Raw genomic sequence first — 24208 nt, 5'->3', positions numbered from 1 at the left:
CCTCCACTCAGCCTGCCGACGGGACCTGTGGATCAAGATCAAGAGCGTTGTCGAGCTAACGCTCATCCTGTTTTTTGGGGAGCCATGCGCGGGTTGGTCGACCGGGGAATGGAACCTGGCAGGGCGTAGGCCCTCCCGCGCATGGCTGTAACTTGATCGTTCCCACGCTTTGCGTGGGAATGCAGCCCGGGACGCTCTGCGTCCCAATCGATCTGCCAGCGAATGCGGTTTGTGGCTGGCAGTCGATTTCGTCAGGGTGGCTTAGCCGGGTGTCGGGTAACGTTGTACTTCGACGTTATCCAGCACCCGATTCACCGCCAGTTCCGCCAGCATGATCACCTGCTGAATCCCCAGGATCCGGTGCCGCTGCGGCGTATCGACAAACGCTGCTACATCACTGGCCATGACACTGGCTGTGGCCAAGGACTCACAGGCATGAGCCAGCAGAGTTTCATCGTCCATGTCCGGGGAGATCTGAAACATCTGACTCGGTCGGCGACCGGGGCATTTTTTTGGAATGGGATTGAAATGGTGGTCGAGCGCGCGTTCGGCGGCGTCGTGGAGTTTCTTTGAATCAGGGGATTCGTAGGGCGAGGTGTCGTTTGATTCGGGGGGATTGGGTGTTGGTTTTTTCATGGTGGAACTCCAAGTGACAAATTGAGCTACCACGAATCGCTGCGAAACGATGGAGGGTGGCAGCTGTGCGCGGGTTCGCAGACCGGATCACTTGGCAAACTCCGGCATACCCGAAGGTATCCCGCACACAGCCACCATAAAAAACGAAAAGTACCAAGGCACTTCGGTTCGGGGTGGCGATTATGCACCAAGTGAGTTGAGCGGACTGCGAAGCCCGTTCGCTGAATGTTTCAGCGACCCCCAAAGCCTATCCACCCCATTTCCGACCCACAACCGACGCGACATGTCAGAAACATCCCCTGCAAACACCCTGTCTGTAGGACATAAACACCCCGTTTAAAAAAACGCAGCCCACAAAAAAAGGCGACACCCCTCTCAGGGCATCGCCTTTTTCCTTACCGCCGTTAAAGCTTATTCCGGCAGTTTGTAAGCAATCACATAGTCACCCATCTTGGTGCCCAGCGAACCGTGACCACCCACCACGAGCAGGACGTATTGCTTGCCGTCCTTGCCGGTGTAGGTCATCGGGGTCGCTTGGCCGCCGGCAGGCAGACGCGATTTCCACAGTTCTTTACCGGTGTTCACGTCGTACGCGCGCAGGTACTGGTCGAGGGTGCCGCTGAGGAAGCCGACGCCGCCGGCAGTGATGATCGAGCCGCCCATGCTTGGCACGCCCAGGGTGAAGCCGATCGGGATTGGCGAGCTGTCGCGGCTGGTGCCGTTTTTGCGTTTCCAGACGACTTTGCCGGTGGTCAGGTCGATACCGGCGACGTAGCCCCAGGCCGGGGCCTGGCACGGTACGCCCAGTGGCGACATGAACGGGTGCATGATCACCGCGTATGGCGCGCCGGTGTTGGGTTGCACGCCAGCGGTTTCGCTTTCGCGTTTGCTGCCGGCCGCGACTTTCTCGCGTGGCACCATTTTCGAGACGAAGGCCATGTAGTTCGGGCTGGTGAACAGCATCTGGCGAACCGGATCGACCGAGACGCCGCCCCAGTTGAACACGCCGACGTTACCCGGGTAGATCAGGCTGCCCTGTTCCGACGGAGGCGTGTATTGGCCTTCGTAGCGCAGTTCCTTGAACTGGATGCGGCACAGCATCTGGTCGAACGGGCTGGCGCCCCACATGGCTTTTTCGGTCAGTTCCGGGGCCAGCAGGTTCAGGTCCGAGCGGGCCTGGGTCGGGGCGGTGTGGTCGCCTTTCACGGCGCCTTGCGGAACCGGGATTTCCTGGATCGGGATGATCGGCGTGCCATCGCGACGGTCGAGGACGTACAGGCTGCCCTGTTTGGTCGGGGCGATCAGCGCAGGTTTCACGCCATCGGCGGTTTTCATGTCCAGCAGGGTTGGCTGGCTGCCGACGTCCATGTCCCACAGGTCGTGGTGGGTGAACTGGTAGTTCCAGCGCACTTTACCGGTGCCCAGGTCCAGGGCGACTACGCCGGCGCTGAATTTCTCGGCGCCCGGGGTGCGGTCGGCGCCCCATTGGTCTGGAGTCTGGTTGCCAAGTGGCAGGTAAACCATGCCGAGTTTTTCATCGACGCTGGCCAGCGACCACATGTTGGCCGAGTTGCGGCTGTAGGTCTGGCCCGGGGCCAAGGGTTCGGTGGCGTCCGGGTTGTTGCTGTCCCAGTTCCATACCAGATGACCGTCGCGCACGTCGTAGGCGCGGATCACGCCGGACGGCTCGTTGGTCGATTCGTTGTCGGTGACGTGACCGCCCATGATCACCAGATCACGGGTGATAGCGGCAGGCGAAGTCGAGTAGTAACCACCAGCAGTGAACGGGCCGATACCTTGAGTCAGGTCAACCACACCGTTGGTGCCGAAGCCTTCGCAGATCTTGCCGGTGTCGGCGTTCAGTGCGATCAGGCGTGCATCGGCGGTCGGCAGGTACAGGCGACGCGGGCAGGCTTGAGCGACAGCTTTGCCGGCATCGGAGATGACGGCGGAGGCAGCGTTTTCAGACTTGGCGTAAGCGGCTTCGTCGTAGTACGACACGCCACGGCAGGTCATGTGGGCGAAGCCCTTGAAGCCGACCGGGCTCTTGATCTGCGGGTCGAAGCGCCACAGTTCCTTGCCGGTGTCCGGGTCCAGCGCCAGCACTTTGCTGTGCGCGGTGCAGGCATAGAGCATGCCGTTGGCTTTCAACGGGGTGTTTTCGTTGGTCAGTTCCACCGGGTCATCGGCAGTCGGCAGGTCGCCGGTCTGGATGCGCCAGGCTTCTTGCAGCTTGCCGACGTTGGCCGGAGTGATCTGCTTCAGTGGCGAGTAGCGATCACCGAATTCGGTGCGGCCGTAGGCCTGCCAGTCGCCGTCCGGCATTTGCGGGGCGGTGCTGGTGGTGTCGGCGGTGTCGCGACCCAGTTCGCCGAAGGTTTCGCCCGGGTGGGTGAACAGGCTGGCCAAAGCGGTGACGCCGGCCAGAATCACGGCCACGGTCAGACCGCCGGTGCCCATCGGCGCCGGGCCTGCGAGCAGCAGCGGACGACGGAACCACGGCAGCAGCATCACGAAGCCGAGGACAAACCACAGCGCCAGACGCGGCACCAGTTGCCACCAGTCCAGGCCGACTTCCCACAGCGCCCAGACGGTGCTGGCGAACAGCACGATGGCGTACAGGCCCAATGCTGCGCGACGGCGCATCAGCATCAGAATGCCGGTCAGCGTGATGCCGATACCGGCCAGCAGGTAATACAGCGAGCCGCCGAGCGTACTCAGCTTGATTCCCCCGGCCAGCATGGCCAGGCCCATCAGCAGAAGCAGAATGCCGAGCAGGTTCGGCAGAAGACGGCTTCGACTCGAAGCACCTTCAGTGCTCATAGTGTGGTTCTCCGTGACGTTTCAAGTAGTCCCGCGCTGTAGTCACTGTAGATGACGATCGGGCGCGGGCATGGTTCAGATAAAAACTTGTCTTGCTATCGAATTTCATCTGCAGGCCTGAGCGGCCTGCATTGGGTTAGAACGACGACTGGATCTTGATCCCGCCAATCAGCGCGTCATCGACCTTGTCCACACCGCCCGGATGGCGGATGTATTGCAGGTTCGGGCGCACGGTCAGCCAGTTGGTGACGTGCACGCCGTAATAGAGTTCGGCGCTGTATTCGGTGTCTTGTGGGGGCAGGAACGACGAATCGTCATAGTTGTAAACGGCGCGGGCCTGGTTGATCGCCTCGGCGTTCTTGCGGTAAGCCGGGTTGACGTGGACGCGGGCCAGGGCGAAACCGATGTCGTCCTTGGCGCGGGCGTCGAACAGGCCTTTGTAGACCAAGCCGGCCTGGACGTAGTTGTCGATGGCGTTGGTCTTCTTGTCGTGCATCGTGCCGTTGGCGAACACGCTCAAGCCGCGGGAGTTGTCGCTGGCGACGCTGGTGATCTGCTGCTGCACGCCGAGCCACACGCCGTGTTTGCTCGAAGCGCTGCGATAGGCTTCGCCGCTCAGTGCGGCCGGCTGGCCGTTGCTGTCTTTATAGGCGTCGGTGGCCTTGGCGTTGCTGTAGTAGTAACCGGCGCGGTATTCGCCCGGCAGGCCGTTGAGCTTCGGCTTCCACACCAGTTCGATCGGCAGGATCGCGCCCTGGGTGCCGCTGCCGCTGAGTTTGAAGCCGTTGCCGCGATCGAGGTTCGACGGGTTCTGCTCATAGGCGCCGACTTGCGCGTACAGCTCTGGCGTCAGGTGATATTTGACGCGCATTGCCCATTGGCTGACCGGCCAGTTGTACCAGATGCCGCCGACCCAGTTGCCGACCTGCGAGCCGCAGAACGCCAGGTTCTGGAAGTCGCACGGGAAGGTGTTGAAGTCTTCGCCTTCGCCGAAGCGGCCGACCTTGATGTCGAGCTTCTGGTCGAAGAATTTCTGCTGGTACCACATCTGCGTCAGGCGGGTGGTCTGGCCACGGCCCCAGACTTCCTGGGCGGAAGTGAAACCACCGACGCGCGGGTCGTTGATGCGGTCGTTGCTGATGTTGTTGCCGCTGCGCTTGGTCACGGTCAGCTGGAATTCAGCGTCGTTCCAGCCGAGCAGTTTTTGCAGATCCAGATGAGTGCCGAGGCCCCATTGGTCGCTGTAGCGCGCGGTGCGGTCATGGTCGTAGCCGCCGTGCAGGTTGCTGCCCATTTCGCCGGTGTAGTCGAGCTTGAAGTCGATACCTTTTGCCGCGAGTTCGCTGCGGGTGCCGTTCCAGTCACCGAGCATCCACGGTGATTCACTGTCGAAGGCCGGAGCGGCCTGGGTGCAGGTGGCGAGGCCAAGGGCGGTGCAGCCGCCGATCAGGCGCAGGGTTGAGATAGCGCTGTCTCGGGAGAACGGAAAATCGGGCATGAATAGGGTCTTTCTTGATCTTTTTGGGGGATAAGCTGGCCGCTACGATTTGACGCAGGCAGTGAAGCGATTCAGCAGAAGGGCGGCAGGATAATGTCCTGTTACAAAAACACAAAGTGCTTTTGCAGACATGAACCCTTTCGGATTCGGTAACAGTGCGGCAATACAGCGCATTGCGGGCGTTGGCGCAGGCTGCGATCTTCTCCGGTTGGCCTACATTTAACCCAAGGCCTTCCACCCGCCCATGCCCTCGGCTAAGGTGCGCGGCTTCTGCATTTTCACTTCGCCCAAAGGCCCGGCATGAACGACCACAATCCCGATCCGCTGCACGGCGTGACCCTCGAACAGATCCTCAACGCACTGGTGACCCACTACGAATGGTCGGGCCTGGCCGAGCGCATCGACATCCGTTGCTTCAAGAGCGATCCGACCATCAAGTCGAGCCTGACCTTTTTGCGCAAGACGCCATGGGCGCGGGAAAAGGTCGAGCGTCTGTACGTGAAACTGATGCGCACCAAGCGACCGCTCTGAGATGAACGCCGTGCTGCGGCGACGCTTGATCACTTCGGCTGCGGTGCTGGGCTGGGCCGGGCTGGGGATTCAGCTGTACCTGATTTTCTTCGCGCGCTTGAGCGTCGGTGCCAGCCTGCTGGGCGGGCTGGTGAGTTTCTTCAGTTACTTCACCGTGATCACCAACACCCTGGTGGCGGTGGTGCTGACCTGTGCGGTAGCCGATCGCGAGTCCGCCGCGCGCCGCTGGTTTCTGCAACCCTGGGTCAGCAGCGGGATTGCTGTGAGCATTGCGGTGGTGGGCCTGGCCTACAGCATTTTGCTGCGTCACCTGTGGCATCCGCAGGGCTGGCAGTTTATCGCTGACGAATTGCTCCACGACGTGATGCCGCTGCTGTTTCTGGCTTATTGGTGGCTGTGTGTGCCGAAGGGCACTTTGCGTCTGAAGCATCTGCCGCTTTGGCTGATCTATCCGCTGGTGTACTTCGCTTATGCGCTGTTACGAGGGCATCTTCTGGGGGCTTACGCCTATCCGTTCATTGACGTGGCACTGCTGGGTTATCCACAGGTGTTCGTCAATGCCGGGGGGATTCTGCTGGGGTTTGTGCTGATTGCGTTGCTGGTGATCGGAATTGATCGCTGGCAGGGGCGGCGCCTTTAACAGCGCCGCCGCTCGCTTCACTCTTCTTCGGAGCCCTCGGCACGCCAGTAGCCGACGGCTTTGACGAACTGCTCATCCAGCCCGTGCTCATCGAGCAGCACCCGGCGGATCTGCCGCGAGACTTTGGTTTCCGTCGCCACCCACGCATACAGATTGCCCTTGGGCACCTGCAACTGTTTGACGGTGGTCAGCAGATTGTCCTTGCCACCCTCACGCAAAACCCAGATCACATTGACCTGCGCCGCACTTTCCAGGGTTTGCTGTTCCTTGCCGTTTTCCACTTCGATCACTACCAGCGCCTTGCGATTGGCCGGCAGGCCTTCGAGGCGGCGGGCGATGGCGGGCAGGGCGGTTTCATCGCCGATCAGCAGGTAGCTGTCGAAGATATCCGGCACGATCATCGAACCGCGCGGGCCGCCGATGTGCAGGAACTGTCCAGGCTTGGCCTGTTCCGCCCAGGTCGAGGCAGGGCCGTCGCCGTGCAGGACGAAATCGATGTCCAGCTCAAGCTTGTCGAGGTCGTAGCGGCGCGGGGTGTAGTCGCGCATTTCGGGCATTGGTACATCGCTCTTGCCGGCGCCGAGCACCAGGGTTTCCAGTGCGGCGGATTGTTCGGCGTTCTGCGGGAACAGCAGCTTGACGTGATCGTCGGTACCGAGGCTGATGAAGCCCGCCAGTTCCGGTCCGCCGAGGGTGATGCGGCGCATGCGCGGAGTCAGGTCGACGACGCGCAACACTTCCAGGCGGCGACGTTTGATTTCATGCATGACGCGGTGGATGCCTTGGGTCTGTACTTCAGTCATTCGGCTTTCTCCGGGGCAGATTGAACGGCGGGGCCGTCGACGATGGCTTTGGCGGTGTCGTTGAGCAGGTCGCGCACGCGCAGGATTTCTTCCGGGCTCCAGCGCCCGTGGTGCATCTGCAATGCGTGGCGCAGGTTGTGCACCGCTTCATGAATTTCCGGCGGCCGGTCGTGGCCGCGCAACGAGCGCTTGCTGACGTCGATGCGCATGCGCACGCCGTCCAGCGCCACCGCTTGTTCGCTGAGGGATTGGCGGCCGGCATCGGTCACCGCGTAGCGCTTTTTGCCGCCCTCGGCGTCGCCGGTGATCATTTCGCTCTCTTCGAGGAATGTCAGGGTCGGATAGATCACGCCGGGGCTGGGGCTGTAGGCGCCGTCGAACATGGTTTCGATCTGGCGGATCAGGTCGTAGCCGTGGCACGGCTGCTCGGCGATCAGCGCCAGCAGCAGCAATTTCAGATCGCCCGGGGCGAATACCCGCGGGCCGCGACCGCCGCGTTCGCGGCCGTGGCGTTTTTCGAAGCCGTCACGGCTGTCGCCGTGGTCGCGGTGGGGGGAATGATGGTCTCTCATTTCAGTCTTCTCTCGTCGTGTTTAGATACAACTTAAGATATATCTTTGTGGCCGAGCAAGGGCTTTGTGCCGCAGAGCTGACGAGTGGTCAACGGTGAGAAAGGCGCGCTGACGGAGGAACCGCATACCTTGTTGATCGAGACAGGAATAACCGGAAAGTTAAAGCTATCACTCTATTAATACTTGAGCTTATATTCTAAAAAGATTAGAAAGTGCTGGCTGGTATTGTCGAAACTGCTGTAAAGATTTTTATAAATAACTGTAGGTAGGGAATGCCTTACAGCTACTTTTATATATTTTGATTTTTTGATGTTTTTTCTTTCATGTCGCGAGGTTGTTGAACTACAAGTGCGTGGGAAGTTGCCTGCTTACATTCTTGAGACAAGGGTCGATCATGCCCCGGCATTGAACTTCCATGTTTTCGGTACTTATCGACCGGTATGACATGAACTTCAATGTTTCGATTCCCTTAAAAAGAAAACAGGTACTGACCGATGTTCAAGAAAATCGCAATCACCGCTTCTCTCGCTGCCCTGGCCCTGAGCTCGTCCGCGGTCTTTGCCGCCGGTGAAGCCCGTCACTCCATCAGCCTGATCGCCCACGTACCGACCAACGGTTTCTACGTGGTGCCGACCGACTCCGATCTGGTCAACAAGGATCAGGACATGAGCTTCCAGCCAAGCACCGGCAAGATGCGTGAAGTCAATGGTTTCTTCGACGTGCGCAATAACAACGGCTCGGTTCATGCCAGCCTGGAAAGCCAGCCAAAACTGATCGCCGGCAACACCGCCATTGATCTGCAAGTCCTGTTCAACAACAAGGAACTGACCCTGACCCCGCAAATGGTTGTGGGCGAGTCGGAATCCGACGTCAACTTCCGCGCACCCCTGAAGATCAGTGCCAAGGGCAGCAACTTCCAGCCGGGTGATTACACCGGTGTCGTCGCCATGACCTTCGACGCCGTGCCGCCGATCGGTGGTGGCAAGTAATCGGTTGATCCGCACTCAACGCAGCTTGCCAGAGTCGCGTTCCCCGGCGGGATGAACAGCCTTGTCTGTCCCGCCGGACTTCAACTTTTGTAAATCAGAGTACGAGTTCATGTTCCCGATGACACCCATCGCGGCTGCGCTTGCGCTGTTGTTTTGTGCCAGCGCAGCGGCCGCTTCCGAACCCGCCGGCACGACTCCGCGCAGTCTGTTGGCGCAGGCCAAAGGTTTGCCGGCGGATTTCGAAGAGCACTTTTTCGATGTGCCGCTGGCAGTGCGGGTCGAGCTCGATCAGCAACCGCTGGGGGAGGCCATGGTGGTGTTGTCCCGTGATGATCGCGTCACGTTGCTGGAATTCACCAACACCAGCGAAAACCGCTACACCCCCGCCGAACGCGAGAAGTGGGCGGCCTATCTCAAACCCGGCGTACCGCTGGGCGCGTGCACCGGCTCCTGCCCCGATCAGGTGCTGGCAGTGCATTACAACCTGGAAAACTCGCTGCTCTCGATTCTCACCGAGAACGCCGAGCGTGACCTGGAAACCAAGCGTTTTCATGATCAACCCGAAGGCGGCAGCAGCGGCCTGATGGTGCGCAACCAGCTCAACTTCAATGGCGGTCAGGACCAGGATCTGGGCGGGCGTTTCGGCCTCGAAGCCAGCGGCAGCCTGGGCAACTGGAGCCAGACCTTCAACATGCAGATGGCTCGCCTCGGCGGCCCGGACGACAAGCTCTATCACGCCGTCCACGAGCTCTACACCCAGCGCGAACTGCAAGGCAATTTCTTTCGCCTGGGCTATTTCACCCCCAATTCCGAAGGGCTGACCCGCCAGCCCCGCACGTTCGGCACCAGCCCTGATACCGCCGTCGGCGTGATGTACGGCAGCTCCGACAGCCTGGCAATCAACAACGCGGCGCCCAGCGTGTACCCGATCTACGTCACCGCCAATCGCCAAGGCTCGGTGGAGATCTGGCGCGACGGTCTGCTGGTCAACACCCAATCGATACCCGCCGGTTTGCAGACCCTCGACACCCGGCCGCTGCCCGGTGGCATTTACGAGGTGGAAGTGCGGTTGATCGAAGACGGCCAGATCACGTCCAGCACCCAGGAGCTGGTGTACAAGCCCAGCAACTGGCGCAACCTCGACGAGCGCTGGCGCTACAACCTGTTTGCCGGCGAAGAACAGAAACTGCTGAGCAACTGGGATCAACAATCCAGTGGCAGCCCTACGGCGGGTGCTTCGCTCAATTACCTGCTGCACCCGCGAGTGATCCTCGGCCTGTCGGCGCGGCAGATTCGCGAAAAGCTGCAATACGGCACGTCCATCGACTGGACCCTGGCCAATCACATCAGCCTGTATGCCAACGTCTACAAGACCGAGGATCACGGCACCGGCCTCGATTTGCAGAGCCTTTACAACTACGGCTCCGGCAGTCTGGTGATCAGCCACAACCGCAGCTGGCTCGACACCACCGACCAGTACGAAACCCTGCCGGACGGCACCCGGGTGCGTCAGCGCAATGTGTTTATCGGCGAAACCAGCAACTCGTCGCTGGCGCTCAACCACCGGCTCAACAGCCGCAATTCGCTCAACGCACGGGTCTCCCACAGCGAAGGCAATGTCGAAGGCGTCGGCGTCGATCTGGGCTGGACCCGGCGCAGCGAGCTGTTCGGCAATGACGCCAACTGGCGTCTGTCGCTGTTCGACCGGCCGGGCAGTTTCAGTAGTGGCGATGCGCGCAATCGCGGGGTCGACTTGAGCCTCAACATGGCGCTGGGCGCCCCCGGCGAGCAGATCACCGGCAGCATCGGTTCGCGCACCGACCGCGATGGCGGCCGCGACAACAACGCCTCCATCGGCTGGCGCAAGGACCTCAAGGGGCACCTCCTGCAGAACGTCTCGGTGACGGCGCTGACCGACACCTACGGCATCGGCGCTTCCGGCCTGGCCAACTTTCGCACCGATACGGTCAATGGCGACGGCTTCATCCAGCGCTCGTCCTACAACGGCAATTTCACCGGCGGTCTCAACCTCGACAGCACACTGGTCGTCGGCGGCCAGCAGATGCTCATGACCAGCGAGTACGAAATGCGCGGGGCGGGGATGATCGTTGATGTCGAGTCGGACATCGAAGGTATTTCCTTGCGCGCCGACGACTTCAGCGGCGGCAGCGCCGCGCTGAAACCGGGGCGCAACTTCATCCCGATCACGGCCTATCAGAACAGCTCGGTGAGCTTCGACTTCGAGGGCAACAACGTGCCCGCCGCCACCATCGAACCAGGGCGCACCCGTTATCACCTGAACAAGGGCGGCGTGGATTACCGCAAGATCCGCGTGATGAAAACCCTGACCGTGCTTGGACGGCTGGTCAACGAACAGGGCCAGCCACTCAAGGGACATCACGTGATCAACCACGCGAGTCGCGGGGTGACCGAGGTCGATGGGTTCTTCTCGATGGAAATGAACGCCGGATCGCCAACTCTAGAGGTGCGCCAGGATAACCGCCTGCTGTGCCAGTTCCGCCTCGACGCCAATCAGCATCGCAGCGAAAACAACGTGTTGATGATCGGGGATCTGCGCTGCACGCCGGACACCCTGGCCGACGCGACCTTTACCGATCAGAAGGCGGGTTGAGCGTGAAAAAGCTGACCAGATATTTGAGCTTGCTCGCGGCGCTGAGCCTGCCGTCGGCCGAAGCGGCGAATCAGGAAATCCGCGCGTTGTTCCAGCCGGATCCGACACAGCCAAACAAGAACGTCTTCATCAACAAGACGCCGAACAGCGGTTATTGCGCAGAATACCCGGGCGAATGCGCCCAACAGGGTATGTTCAGTATCCGGGTACCGATCCGCTTCTCGACCTTCACGCCGATGTTTTCCACCAATGGCGTGTGGGTGAAGGTGCCCGCGGATTGGCGCGTCGTGAACGTCACCAACCAGCAGACTCAGCAGACCCATCCGGTGGAGGTTCGAATCAGCGGGATTGGCTCGCGATATCACTTGAGCAAGCCTGTCACCGAACTCACAGGCGAAACCGACTACATGGAAGGGCATCGCAAATTGTGGGTGGGCAGTTCCTGGGTTTATGCCGCGCCACCCTGCCAGTACAGCGGTGTCGGCGTTTCATCACTCACCAATTACAAGTTTTTCTGGAAAACCCCCGTGCTGGGCAGTTGTAACAAGGTGGCAGCCTTCGACGTCGGGCATATGGAACTCGAGTATCTCGATGTCGCCTACGAATTGCGCACACCCAACCCGCTGGGCATGGCGACCGGTGTGTACACCGGTTCGCTGCCCTACAGCGTCGGCCCCGGCAGCGCGGATTTCAACATGGGGCCTTTCTTTCGGGCGGATGACGCCAGCCTGACTCTGGACTTTGTGCTTGATGTGCAGCACGAGCTGAAAGTCAGCCTGCCACCGGGCGGCGACAAGGTCACCATGGAACCGCCCGGCGGCTGGCGGAGCTGGATCGAAACGGGGCGTATGCCCACCGACATCTATCGCGATCAACTGTTTCACATATCGGCCTCGTCGCGCTTCAAGGTGATGATGATCTGCAACTCGCTGGGCGGCACAGAGTGCGGCATCGGCAACAACGAAGTGGGTTTTTCCAAGTTCGAGGTCAGGCTGACCCTGCCCGATGGCATCGCCGGGCCCGGCAGCAGTGGCGGCTGGTCCGGAACGCTGTCGCACAACACCTGGCTTGGGCCGTTCGAGCCCACTCGTTACGTTGACAGAAAACCCGGCACCCTGCGTTTCCAGATCCCTCGGCGATGGATCGAATCCCTGCTCAAGCCCGGCATGAACGGCACGCTGTGGGGCAACGTCACCGTCATTTTCGACTCGGAAGTATGAACCTCCGGGGCAGGCCATTTTTCATTTTCACGAGGTTGGGTTCCATGACTCGAATGTTTTTGCTGTTGCTGTCCGGGATGTTTTGCCTGACGGCCCATGGCGGGCCGCAGATCAATGTCGGCACGGTTTACGACTATCTGGACGGTGACAAAAGTACCTATCTCAAACGGGTCTTCAACAGCGGCGACAGCACGGCGTTCGTCAAGATCAATGTGCTGGAAATCGTTTATGACGCCGACGGCAAGCCGCAGGAAATTCCCGTCGTCAACGCGGCTGACGGCGCTTCGCGCAACGGCGTCATGGCCAGCCCGGCGCGGCTGATCGTACCGGCTCAGGGCGTGCAGGGCACGCGCTTGCTTTACATGGGCGAACGGGATCGCGAGCGCTATTTCCGGGTGCGCTTCGTGCCGGTGGTGCCGGAAAAGGAAGATGAATTCGTGGTGTCCCACGATGAACGCGAAGACTACAAAAAGTCGCTGTCGGCCGGGGTCAACGTCATGACGGGGTTCGGCATCGTGTTCTTTGTACGGCCAAAAAACGCGCGCTTCGACACGGTGATCAACGAGAGCCCCGAGCGCTACGAGATCCGCAACAACGGCAACACGGTGATGGTGGTCGACGAGTTCAAGAACTGTTCGCTGAGCGATGAAACCGATTGCGGCGCGACCACCAAGCACCACGTGATGGCCGGCAAGAGCTTTGCCTTCGACAAGGAAGCCGGTCGCGAATACCGCTTCAGACTGGTTGAAGGCGATAACAAGAAAGACCTCAGGGTTGCACGCCGCTAAGGCCTGCAACGAAGACGCGCCAGGTATCGATCATGAACAAGCAATGCGCCGTTGCCGCACTGATGGCTTTCACCGCACTGACGAGTATCCCGGGCTTTGCCGCCCGGGAAGAACTGAACTTCGAGGTGTTTCTGACCATTCCCGACCGGGCGTTCTACGTCATTCCGGCGGAGCCCGACTGGATACACCGCCCGCAGCGGTTGCTCTGGGATTACAACACCTCGACTTTGCGTGGTTTGCGCAAGTCGTTCGACGTGCGCCACGACAGCAGTGCCATCGAAGCGCGTCTGGAACGCACGGGTTCGATGTCCAACGGCCGGACGGGCGAGGAGATTCTGTTGCATGTGAAATTCAACGGTGTGGTGCTGGGGTCAGACATCCGCCCGCGTGAAGTGCTGTCACAGGCCGAGGCGGCAGCGGGCAAGCGGGTTTTGCTGGAAATCGACCCGATCAAGCCGCTCGGCGGATTCAAACCGGGGGAGTACGACGGCACGGTGATGCTGTTGTTCAACGCTCGGGCACCGGGAAGTTGATCGCGCACCGTCATCCACGCAGAGGTTCCTCAGATGATCAAGCAAGTCGCCATCGTGCTGTGCCTGAGCCTGCCGGCGTCGGTTCATCCGGCAGCGTTCGCCGCCCGGGAAAAACATACTTTCGAAGTATCGGTGGATATCCCGACCCTGGGTTTCTACGTGATCCCCAGCGAAGCCGACTGGATTCATCGCGAGCAGACCCTGCCATGGGATATCCACAGCTCGACGTTGCTCGGGTTGCGCAAGAGCTTCGATGTGAAAACCGACGGCAGTGCCATTGAAGCGCGGCTCGAAAGCTTCCCTTACCTGACCGCCGGTGGCGATTCACGCGACAACATCGTGTTGCATGTCAGTTTCAACGGCAAGGAACTCACCCAGGACCCGACGCCCCGGCAAGTGGTTTCGGCCGAGGAAGCGATGGCGGGCAGTCGCGTGCAACTGGAGATCGTGCCCCGCGAGCAACCGGGCGGCTACAAGCCGGGCGAATACAACGGCACCGTCAATATCGTGTTCAACGTGGCGGCGCCGACAGGATGAACAGCGCTCGCCGGACAAGGACAACCGACCTGACAGGCAAGGAAACAGCCAATGGCTTCAGCTGTACGCAAGTGCTCAAGGATCAGTGCGATTTGCTTTTGCGGGAGTATTTTTTCCGCGCCAGTGTTGGCAATCACTCAGGAGATTCGCGCCACCTACGTTCCCGACCCCGCCAACCCGCAGAGCAACACTTTCATCAACCAGACGCCGCAGAGCGGCTACTGCGGCCAATACCCCAATGACTGCCGACGCTACAACCTGATGGGGATCTCGCTGCCGTTGCGCTTCACCTCGGTGCAGGCAATTCGGCCGGAAAGCGCCGAGCGCGATGGCGCGATGTTCAGGATGCCGGCGCAATGGCGTGGCCTGACGGTGCGCAATATCGTCACCGGTGAAGCCGAGACGGTAGAGGTACGGATCGGCGGATTTGGTTCGCGTTATGTCCTTAGTGATACGGCAAGCAACCTGACCGGTGTCTCGGGCGATTATGAATCACATAATGCGCTCTGGGTTCGCAGGGGCTGGGGTTGGGCGCCCAGACCTTGTGAAGACGGGGCGATGGCCTCATACGGACCGGAGTTTTACCGGTTTTTCTGGTTTACGCCGTCCGACGGCGTGTGCAGCAAACAGTCCGCGTTCGAAGTCCCGTGGATGACTTACGATTATCTCGACGTGGCCTATGAACTTCGCACACCGAATCCGCTGGGCATGTCGGCGGGGATTTACGCCGGTGAGCTCACCTATGGTGTGGGTCCAGGTCAGGACATCGATGCCGGTAACAACCTGTTGCCTGACACCTCCAGCCTGACTTTCCGGATTCTTCTCGACGTGCAACATGTGCTGAAGGTCGACATCCCGCCCGGCGGCAACAGAATTGCGTTGGTACCCCAGGGCGGCTGGCAAGCCTGGCTGCAGCAGGGCAGCAAACCGACCCGCTTGTTTCGCGACCAGACCTTCAATATTTCGGCGTCCTCACGCTTCAAGATGTACTTCGAATGCGAGTACGCCGCCGTCGGCTCCTGCGCATTGCGCGACACGGTCAGCGGAGCGACCGACGCGCAGGTTTTCCTGAGCGTCAGCCTGCCCGACAGCATTGCCGACACGGCGGGCCAACCGGTCAAACGCCGTCCATTGAGCAACAGTCCCGATGCCATGGCGTTCCAGCCGACCCGTTTCATGCAACGCGCGCCGGCCACGTTGCACTTCGAGATTCCGGGTGCCCATGTCGAACAGATGCTCCAGCCCGGGAAAGGTAAACGCTACGTCGGCAACGTCACGGTGATCTGGGATTCGGAGGTCTAGAACGCTGCGATGCCCTGAAGGTTTTTACCTTCAGGGCAGCGTATTCAGATCCCGGCCCGGCTCATGGCTTCGCGGGTGAGCTGTCGGCTCAACTGTTTTTCCTGGTAGCCGATGTCACGCAGCAATCGCTCATAGGTGGCATCGCTCATGGCTTGCCCGGTGAGCACTTCCTTGTGTGGCACCGACAGTCTGTCGGCCAGCTCCGTAAGGTTCTTTTTGAGAACTGCACGCTGTGCCGGCGGCAGGTCAGCCGCTTGCACCCATTGCTTCTGGGCTGTTCGCAAGTCATCCAGCCAGTCGAATTTTTCCAGGTGCACGCGCTTGTTGGATTCGATTTCGCCGCGCCAGTTGTCGCGCAGATAGCGTTCCCAGAACGGCTGTTCAATCATCTGGTTGACCAGTCCGTCGCCTGCCTCGCGTTCGAGCACGGTATCGCGAGCGGTGGCGATCGTCTGGTTATCGACGCCGGCGGTGGGGCGAAACATCATGTCTTCAGACTGCCAGGGCAAGTCGAGACTTTTCGCCAGCCCGGTTTCATAGGCCAGGTGCACTTCGACCTCATCGGGATCGCCACCGCGAGTGCGAATGTCGGCGCGGGCGATTTCGCCTACCTGATCAAGTCGCGATGCGCTTTTGGCCAGCGTCACCAGTTTGCGCTCGAGCTCGGCCCGGTTGGTCGAGTATGAGTAGGCTTCAGAGGCCAGTGTCTTGACCCCCATGTTGTTGAACAGTTGTGCGCCGGCGTCCGCGCAACCTTCGGGATCGGTCGACATCAGGAACAGCTCTTCGCGCAATGGCGTGTCGATCTCCATGGCGCCGATCATCCGCCACACGCGATCGGTCAGTTGATCATTGGCTTTGCCACCTGCCGTGTAGTCTGCCGAGTGGGTAAGATCTTCGATGATCGTGAAGAAACCGTCGGAATTCGGCTCCTCGGCGAGCTCGTGCCAGGCTTCAGGCCGATAGGCGCCAACGCCGGCCGTTTCATTGCGCAACGAGGTATCGACGAAAACGGGCCAGAGCTCCAGCAGATCTTCCGCTTCCAAGGAGTAGGTCATGCGCGGCGGGATGCCGACAGAGGTCCTGTATTGTTCATACCGGACTCGCACCGCGTCAGAGAGTCTGTCGGCATAAACCCTGCTGCGGGCAATCAACCGTGCGCTGTCGGAACCCTGCGGCACATTCGGGATGCGCTTGAGCGAATTGGCGCCCAGATCAAGGAAAAAACCGCGTGGCCGGGGCTTGTCGAACAACCCCGGTGGCCAGCCTTCGAGGCCGGTGTCGATCAGGCTCAGTACCTTGAGTCTGGGCATGCGCTCGACATTCGGCGCAAGCCCCAGCGGATTGTGATCGAGCCTGAGGGTTTCCATGCGCGTCATGTTGCGCAGTTGTTCGGCGGTGGTAGGGGTCAGTTGAATCTGGTTGTCGTTCAGGCGCAGGGTTTCCAGCTGCTGCATCTGGCCGATGGTTTCCGGCAGTGAACTCAGTCCACAGTTTCTGGCACTCAATTGGCGGACATGCCGCAAATCCTTCAACAGACCATTGGGTCTGGTGGAGAAGGTCGAGCCGTCCAGATTCACGGTCGTGACCTGTTCGAGCCAGGGTTTGAGCTCCTCTGGCAGCTGCCGCCACCAACGCTCGATATCCTTGGGCAGCCATTCGCTGGACAGGTCCAGCCGATAACCTTCCTGCACGCTGAGACTGCGCTCGCCGAATACTTCGGACTTGCGTTCGAAACACTCCAGCAGGCGATCGGCGAGAAATTGGCCGCCGTTGTGCTGATAGTCCCAGTAGGCGCGCGGGATATTGCTGTCAGGGCTTTCGGGATCCCATTCGGTCAGATAGCGCTGACGCCAGCTTTCCAGCGTCTGCTTGAGCTGTCGAATCTGCTGATCGAACAATTTGATCTGCGAGTGAGGATCACCGTTCGCCTGCAGGGAACGGGTGAAGGCGAGTGCTTCGGCCTGATCGAAATGCGGATAAAGGTTTGCGACTTTCTCTTCTACGCTCAGCGCCGTTTTCGAGTGCCCCGGCCCGCGCAGCAGCAGCTCGGTTTGCAGAGGAACCTTAGGGCGGATGGGCGGCCGTGCGAGCAACGTCCTGCGTTCGGCAGGCCGCTCGCTCATGACTTGCACCCACTGTTTGAGCGATTGTCCCTGGCCGACGCGGTAGCCCAACGCGGCCCGCTTGTCGGCGGGCAGGGCCAGCAGAATGGCTTCATACAGGTCTGCAGGCGGATGCAGACTGTTGTCCTGGTCATCGCGCACTTCATAGCGGCCCCGCTGATCCCTGACCAGCACGCGCACGGTGCCGGTCTTTTCGTTGCCGACACTGCAGCGAAGCGCGCCGTCATGAAAAAGCTCACGTACTTCAATGCGCAGATCAGCGAAGGCATCGGTGCGTTGCCTCAGAGCGCCGAGAATCAATCGCTCGGTATCGGGCACCCGTAATGCCGGCTCATACAATCCTTCAGTGGCACGCGCCGCACTGACTTCAAAAGTACTTTCCCGGGCCTGGTCTTTGAGGCGCAGCGGAATCCGCCGTTCTTCGCGGATGATGGCCTGCTCGGCCGGCGTCGCGTTCTTCAGCAGCGCCTCGGCGACCCGGGAGGGCAGCTGTGGAAACTGTTGTTGCAGCAAGTGGACCTGGGCGTCGCCAAGGTGATCATTGGCTTGATATTGATAGTTGAAAATTTCCGGGGTGCGCGTCTCCACCGCATCCGCCAGTTGGTTGCGCAGCATCTGAGCCCGTTGCGCTCTGGGGTAGCTGCGGCCGAGCAACGACTGCATCTCGGCGTCGTCGAGAAAGTCCGTCAGCCGCTCGGGCAGCTTGCCAGCCAACAGGTCGGGCATGCCAATGCTCAGCGTCTGTCCGGTTGTCGCTTGCGGGTTGCCGTACAGGTGAAAATTTCCGCTCGAGTCAGCGCTTTCAAATACCTTCAGCGCCTTGTCGGCAGGCCAGCCCGGCATGTCCGGCACCATTCGGCTGAACCAATAGGCGGTCGGGGCCAGTGGTTGTCCCGAGCGAATCAGCTGGCCGACGTTGCGGGTTTCGTCCCAGGTCCGAAAACGAGTCAGGGTATCGGCCAGCAGTGCCGGTGGCGGCGCGTTGTCCATGTACATCCGGCGCAGTGATTCTGGTGAGGTGCCGCTGATGCTGCGCAGGTATCCCAGTTCGGTATCGCTGTATCCGTCCACGCGGTGACCCAACCGACGCATCAAAATCGAGTCTTCCCAGTCCTGTGGTGTTTCTCCCTCGTGCACCCATGCGCCCTGTTCGTTGTGGCGCAGCTGAGGCGAGTAGGCTTTTGGGCGAGTCGGATGCTGAACGCGGTGGCGACCGTTTTTGCGGTCATATTTCACCTCGTAATACCGACCGTCGAGGGGCAGCAGGACTTTGTCCGAATGACGATATAACCCGGATGTGGAGGGTTTTGATGCGGGTGGTGGAGCACTGTCTGTTTGCGCGTAAGGCCTAAGGTCGTTGTGCCACAAGCGGATTTTTCCGTCGTCTCCCGTCACCGGTTTCATGCCTTCGATCAGTGGCGACAGTTTCAAGATTTTCTTGGCGGCCAGTCCCCCGACGACAAATGCCGCCAGTTGCACCACATCAATGACGATACCGACGACATGCTGCGCCGCCTCGATCCAGTGTTTATAGCCAAAATCCACTGCGCTTTCGATGACTTCACTGGTCAGCTGGAAAGCCGTGTAGACCAGCATCCCAACGCCCAGATACGGCACCAACGGCATCAAGACGAACAACGACGCGTTTAGAATATCGCCGGCAATCTTCAGGACATTCTCCCACCAGGCCCAGCGAGCCTTGCTGTCAGCGACCGCGGTCGCCACCGCAATCGCGCGTGCGTCGTTGAGAATCTTGTTGAGTCGCTGCTCGAAGAGGTACTTCCACAGCGGCGAAAGGATCGGCGGTGCGCTGAATTGCAGTTGCGGTTTCTCCACCGGTGTTTCCCGCCATGATGGACGCGAATCGCCCGCTTCTTGCGAATACCATTTAACGTAGGTCAGACGTTGTTCGAGCCCGGCAAAAAAATGCCCGCGCTGTTCATGATCGACAAACTGGCTGAAAAACTGCCGGTAGCTGAGCCCGGAGGACGGTGATGTCGCATTGGCCCGAAGTTGCCGGGTCAGCTCTTGCATGAAGTCCAGGGTCGAGGCGTATTCCTTGAGCGGGTGCTCCGGGTCGTGGGGAACATAGGCGATCATTTTCTGTGAGCGTTGCGTCTGTTCCGGATCCGGCCGGATGATCAGGATGCCGGTGAATCTCAGATCCATCATGCCCAGGTCGCAAACCTGCATCGCCTGGCCATCCAGTAGCAGATTCTGACGGCCAAGCAGCACTTCGCGGATCAGCGCATGGGCACTGTGACCGATGTCTTTTTTGAGCCGCGCCATCTGCGCGGCGGCCTTGAGCGTCGCTTGTTGGCTCTGCTCGACCCGCGTGCGCAGGTACGTTTCTGCTACCGGTTCCTTGTCCAGCAGCACTGTCTCGAGATGGCGCTTGTAGCGCGCGCCAATGTCCAGTTCCCGGCATAAGGCCTGAAACTGACTCACGCTGATTGTCAGGTTGATCGGCGAGGAGTCGAACAAGTCGCGTGCGACGTCGGTTTTGGTAATAAAAGTCGAATAGTTTTGATAGTGCTCGTCGCGTGCAAAGTTATGCAATGCCGCATCAAGCATCGAAACCGTTCTGGCTTTGGAGGCTTTGTTGAAGTTATGGACGTACCAGGGCGTTTGAGCCGAAGCGTATAGCCTCAGATAAGTATTCTTGACGTCGACATCGATCTGGAACTGTTCGAGCAGCCTGGCCTTGAGCAAGGGCTCGGCGAAAGCGTAGACATCCTGAAGACGCCCGAGAAGGCGGTCGATTCGGTTCTGCGCACCCCACGCCCGGCGGTTATCGGCCGACATTCGTTCCAGCTCGCCGGCCGACGCATCGGTCATCCAGGATTCAAGCTGGAGGGGCGTATTGCCTAGCGCATGGGCACGGTGTAACTGCATATCGCTGAAGACCGGATCGATACGCGATTTAATTAAGTCGTAATGTTGCCCTTTATATAAGGATGTTGCAGTCATTGTGCAGGCCTTGAATAAGTGAAGAATTCTCAGCCTAACGTTCAATGGGTGGATTAATTAGTTTAAAAGCCTGCTGCCGAAGTGTCGGGTTAATACCTGATTGATTGAATATTGAAATGCATAAAACACATAACTACTACCTCGAAATAATTCAGTCCGCTGTGGATGCCACCGTCGCCACTTGCGGCGCCAGACACTGCGAATCACTGCCCGGTTGCAGGTACGGCATCAGAATCGGCGCCATGCCCTTGAGCACCTGCACTGGCAGGGCGGAAGTGAACTTGAAGTTCTCCGCCGAGCGCCCCGGCACGAACGCGGTGAGCGTGCCGAAATGGTGGTCGCCGATGTAGAACACGAAGGTCGCCGTGCGGTTGATCGACTTCGAGCTGAGAATCCGCCCGCCGGAGCCGATCGCCTCGATCCGGTTGTCACCGGTGCCGGTCTTGCCGCCCATGGTCAGCGGTGTTCCGTCGGTCAGTTTGAAACTGCCGGAAACACGTTTGGCAGTCCCCGAGTCCACCACTTGCGACAGCGCTTCGCGCATTGCCGTGGCGACTTCGGACGGCATCACCCGTTTGCCGACGTGAGGGTCATTGACCAGTTTGGTTTCGTAAGGCGTGCCGGCGGCGAAGTGCAGGCTGTCGATGCGCAGGGTCGGCATACGCACGCCGTCGTTGAGGATGGTGCCGATCAACTCGGCCAGCGCAGCGGGGCGGTCGCCGGAGCTGCCGATGGCGGTGGCCAGCGACGGCACCAGGTGATCGAACGGATAGCCAACTTTCTGCCAGCGCTGATGGATCTCGAGGAACGCCTCGATCTCCAGCATCGTGCGGATCCGGCTGTCACGGGCGCCCTTGTGCTTGCTCTTGAACAGCCAGCTGTAGACTTCCTGACGCTCGAACTGGCTGGCCTTGACGATGTCCTTGAAGGTAGCGTCGGGATGGTTGAGCAGGTAGCCGATCATCCACAGGTCCAGCGGGTGAACCTTGGCGATGAAACCCTGATCCGGCAGGTCGTAGGTGCCGGGACCGTAGGCCAGATAGAGCCGTTCCAGGCGTTCGTCGGTGAGTTTCTCGGTAATTTTTACGCCCTTGAGGTGCGAGCGCACAAAGGTGTTGAAGTCTTCCTGGCTGGCGTTGGGCAGCAGGTAACGGTGCACGGCGGCCATGCGGATCGGGGTCGGGCGCATGCTGTCGAGGAAGGTATCGAGCCGGGCCTGAGTGTCCTTGTTCCGGTACTTCTTCCAGAACTTGAGCAGGAACGAGGTGCCTTCGCGGTCGGCGAACGAGGCGAGGTATTCCTGACGTCTCGGGTCGCGGTCGTCCTTGAGCAGTTCCGCACTGCTGTTCGGGCCGGAGTAGGTGGTGTAGCGCACCAGATCGCGCATCAGGCGAATGAACGGCAGGTTGATCGACTCGCGCAGGGCATCGCGCAGGGTCGGCAGGCGGCCGTTGTCTTCCTTGCGAAAGTTGTGGAACACATGCAGACCGCCACCGGTGAAAAACGCTTCACCGGGGCTGGCCGAGTATTTGCGGTCGAGGGCGGCGGAGAGCATTTTCGACAGGTCGTGATCCTTGTTCTGGATCAGGTAATCGATCACCCACTGGCTCAGACGATCCTGATCCGGCACCTCGACTTTCTTCAGTTCCGGCACGGTCATGGCGCCGTACTTGTCATGCAGCTCCGCGATGATTTGCAGGTAGGTGGTCAGCACCCGCATCTTGGCGGTGGAGCCCAGTTCCAGTTTGCTGCCTTCGTTGATGTCGAACGGCTGGTCGGTGCTGTCGGTCTGCACCCGCACGCGCGAACCGTCGGGGGTTAGTTCGAACAGGGTGAAGCTGTAGCGCACCTGAGTGGTGCTGGTGGGCGTCAGCAGGCGTTCGCCCATCAGGCCGACTTCGGTCGCGTAGGCCGGGTCGGCCAGTTTTTTCAGGTAGGCGGTGGCCTGGGTTTGCAGCTCGCCCTGTAGGGTGCTGGTGGCGGACAGGTCGAGGCGGTCGAGGTCGTACAGCGGACGGTTGAGCATCGACGCCAACCGGCTGCGGGCGACACTGATGCCCTTGTTGGTTTCGATCGGTTGAATCGTCGGCTGGGTCTGCCAGTCGCGGTAACTGATGGTGCTGGCCAGTGCGGCATCGGCCAGGGCAGCGTCGATCACGCCGTTCTGTTTGAGCAGGCGCAAGTGGCTGTTGGTCAGTTCGACCAGTTCTTCGCGGCCCTTGGTCAGGTAATGCGAAGGACGGCGCTGGGCAATCATCAGCGAGAGCATTTCGCGCAGGGCCAGGCCCTTGTCCGCCATGGTCTTCGGATCGGTTTCGGTACTCGCGAGCTTGCGGTTGGCCTCATTGAAATCGGCGCCATACCAGACCCGCAGGCCTTCGGCCATGCCGTGCACCTCGCCATGCCCCGGCACCGCCGACAGCGGCACGCTGTTGAGGTAGTCACGAATGATGTTCTGCCGCGCCGGCAAGGTGTCCGGGCCGCCCTGATAGGCGCGCACGCTGGCGGAAATCATCTGGCGGATTTTCTCCGCGCCGGACACCGTCAGGCCATCGGGCGAGTGACGGTATTTCTCAAGCTGCGTGGCGAGGGTACTGCCGCCGGCTGACTGCCCCGGCAAGTGCAGCAACTTGGCGACCTGCGACCACGCGGCCATGCCGAAGCGCGGCCAGTCCACCGCCGGGTTGGCCATCGGTTGCTTGGGGTCGAGCAGAAAACGGTTTTCGATGAACAGCAGGCTGTTGACCACCACCGGCGGAATCGAATCGAAACTCGCGTACAGCTGCTGCGGATAGTTGTACTGATACAGCGGCGCGGCGCGGCAATCGGTGATCGACAGCCCGGCCTGGATCTTTTCGGAGTAGGGCACGAACAGGCCCTTGTCGGTGTAGTTGAGCAGGGCCGGGGAGAAGCGCGTCTGCTCGGTGATCACGTAGTTGCGCTTGATCAGCCGCGGCAGGAATTCGTCCAGCGAGCTGTAGCCCAGACGCAGGTCGAATGGCCCGTTGCCCGGATAGCGGATCGCTTCGCTGGGGCCCGGTTGCAACTCGTATTTGAGTTTGGCGGCGTACTGGCTGACCTCGCGGGACTGAAAACGCGAGGTGCGCATTTCCTTCATCGCAGCCAGGCCCACGACAATCGCGATGATCACCAACAGGAGCCAGAAAGCCTTCCACCCATGCCGGTTACGACGGGGTTTCTCAGGTACAGGCGCTTCATCCACACGTTCAGTCGGAACCACTTTTTCACTCGAATCGGTTTGCCACAAAGCGCCCATAGTCGATTGATCCATTCACGCAGATTGATCGGACTTGACTGAAGCTTAGTCGGTGGTTGGCGCGGGTGAAAAAATTGTGAAGGTGGGACCCTGAACAAATCTGCAAATCCGGCTGCAGCTCTCCGGCACGTGATTGAAAGTCTGAAAGGGCCGGAACAGAGAGGTCCTGAGGCAGCTGCGACTTTGGTCGCGGCATGACGTTGCACCATTGCTGTGCAATACTCGGCGCCCATTTGCGCGGTGAATAATCCTCGAAATGCAGGATGGTTTGTCTCGTAAACATCGCAATAGACGAGGTTTACGTCTGAATCAGATGCCTTATAGAGTGAAA

16 protein-coding genes are annotated in these 24208 nt (G+C 60.1%); 9 read left to right on the top strand and 7 right to left on the bottom strand.

Annotation, left to right across the window (positions count from 1 at the left end; translation table 11 throughout):
* Positions 1-261: 261 nt before the first annotated feature.
* The 3 genes from AC1Q9F_RS11680 to AC1Q9F_RS11670 form a co-directional block, all read right to left on the bottom strand.
* Positions 262-636 carry a DUF6124 family protein gene (locus tag AC1Q9F_RS11680; RefSeq protein ID WP_492619864.1) on the bottom strand — a complete coding sequence of 125 codons (375 nt, stop codon included), beginning with the start codon at positions 634-636 and terminating at the stop codon, positions 262-264.
* A 411-nt stretch (positions 637-1047) separates the two neighbouring features.
* Positions 1048-3459 carry a glucose/quinate/shikimate family membrane-bound PQQ-dependent dehydrogenase gene (locus AC1Q9F_RS11675; protein WP_492619865.1) on the bottom strand — a complete coding sequence of 804 codons (2412 nt, stop codon included), beginning with the start codon at positions 3457-3459 and terminating at the stop codon, positions 1048-1050.
* Positions 3460-3595: 136 nt separating this feature from the next.
* A complete protein-coding gene (locus tag AC1Q9F_RS11670) occupies positions 3596-4957 on the bottom strand; it encodes a carbohydrate porin (RefSeq protein WP_492619866.1) in 1362 nt (453 codons plus the stop codon).
* 300 nt (positions 4958-5257) lie between these two features.
* On the opposite strand from AC1Q9F_RS11670, the gene AC1Q9F_RS11665 reads away from it, so the two are divergent.
* Positions 5258-5488, top strand: coding sequence for a VF530 family protein (locus AC1Q9F_RS11665; RefSeq protein ID WP_007956650.1), 231 nt, complete (start codon positions 5258-5260; stop codon positions 5486-5488).
* Between the two features lies 1 nt (position 5489).
* A complete protein-coding gene (locus AC1Q9F_RS11660) occupies positions 5490-6128 on the top strand; it encodes a Pr6Pr family membrane protein (RefSeq protein WP_492619867.1) in 639 nt (212 codons plus the stop codon).
* A gap of 17 nt (positions 6129-6145) precedes the next feature.
* Here AC1Q9F_RS11660 and AC1Q9F_RS11655 read toward each other — a convergent pair whose 3' ends face one another.
* The gene (locus tag AC1Q9F_RS11655; protein ID WP_492619868.1) at positions 6146-6931 is read right to left on the bottom strand and encodes a siderophore-interacting protein; all 786 of its coding nucleotides are present in this window, start codon (positions 6929-6931) and stop codon (positions 6146-6148) included.
* Positions 6928-7503 carry a PadR family transcriptional regulator gene (locus tag AC1Q9F_RS11650; protein ID WP_011335784.1) on the bottom strand — a complete coding sequence of 192 codons (576 nt, stop codon included), beginning with the start codon at positions 7501-7503 and terminating at the stop codon, positions 6928-6930. The genes AC1Q9F_RS11655 and AC1Q9F_RS11650 overlap by 4 nt, the downstream gene beginning before the upstream one ends.
* Positions 7504-7997: 494 nt before the next feature.
* On the opposite strand from AC1Q9F_RS11650, the gene AC1Q9F_RS11645 reads away from it, so the two are divergent.
* The 7 genes from AC1Q9F_RS11645 (at position 7998) to AC1Q9F_RS11615 (ending at position 15504) form a co-directional block, all read left to right on the top strand.
* On the top strand, positions 7998-8492 hold the full coding sequence (locus AC1Q9F_RS11645) for a CS1 type fimbrial major subunit (RefSeq protein WP_102687185.1): 495 nt from the start codon (positions 7998-8000) through the stop codon (positions 8490-8492).
* A gap of 109 nt (positions 8493-8601) precedes the next feature.
* Positions 8602-11124 carry a CS1-pili formation C-terminal domain-containing protein gene (locus AC1Q9F_RS11640; protein ID WP_492619869.1) on the top strand — a complete coding sequence of 841 codons (2523 nt, stop codon included), beginning with the start codon at positions 8602-8604 and terminating at the stop codon, positions 11122-11124.
* Positions 11125-11126: 2 nt separating this feature from the next.
* Positions 11127-12344, top strand: a complete 1218-nt coding sequence (locus AC1Q9F_RS11635) for a hypothetical protein (protein WP_492619870.1) — start codon at positions 11127-11129, stop codon at positions 12342-12344.
* Positions 12345-12388: 44 nt separating this feature from the next.
* Entirely contained in the window at positions 12389-13132 is a 744-nt protein-coding gene (locus AC1Q9F_RS11630; protein WP_492619871.1) for a molecular chaperone, read from the top strand.
* Between the two features lie 32 nt (positions 13133-13164).
* Complete coding sequence (locus AC1Q9F_RS11625; protein WP_492619872.1) at positions 13165-13665, top strand: CS1 type fimbrial major subunit; 501 nt, start codon at positions 13165-13167, stop codon at positions 13663-13665.
* A gap of 33 nt (positions 13666-13698) precedes the next feature.
* Positions 13699-14202, top strand: coding sequence for a CS1 type fimbrial major subunit (locus AC1Q9F_RS11620; protein WP_492619873.1), 504 nt, complete (start codon positions 13699-13701; stop codon positions 14200-14202).
* 51 nt (positions 14203-14253) lie between these two features.
* Positions 14254-15504, top strand: coding sequence for a hypothetical protein (locus AC1Q9F_RS11615; protein ID WP_492619874.1), 1251 nt, complete (start codon positions 14254-14256; stop codon positions 15502-15504).
* 44 nt (positions 15505-15548) lie between these two features.
* On the opposite strand, the gene AC1Q9F_RS11610 is transcribed toward AC1Q9F_RS11615, so the two are convergent.
* Positions 15549-20600 (bottom strand): NEL-type E3 ubiquitin ligase domain-containing protein, encoded by a 5052-nt coding sequence (locus AC1Q9F_RS11610; RefSeq protein WP_492619875.1) that lies wholly within the window; start codon positions 20598-20600, stop codon positions 15549-15551.
* A 151-nt stretch (positions 20601-20751) separates the two neighbouring features.
* On the bottom strand, positions 20752-23877 hold the full coding sequence (locus AC1Q9F_RS11605; RefSeq protein WP_492619876.1) for a transglycosylase domain-containing protein: 3126 nt from the start codon (positions 23875-23877) through the stop codon (positions 20752-20754).
* Between the last annotated feature and the right edge of the window lie 331 nt (positions 23878-24208).

Source organism: Pseudomonas sp. GW823-FHT04A03, from assembly GCF_058796615.1.
Note: the sequence above shows the minus strand (reverse complement) of the source record. Positions and strands in the feature narration are given on the sequence as shown.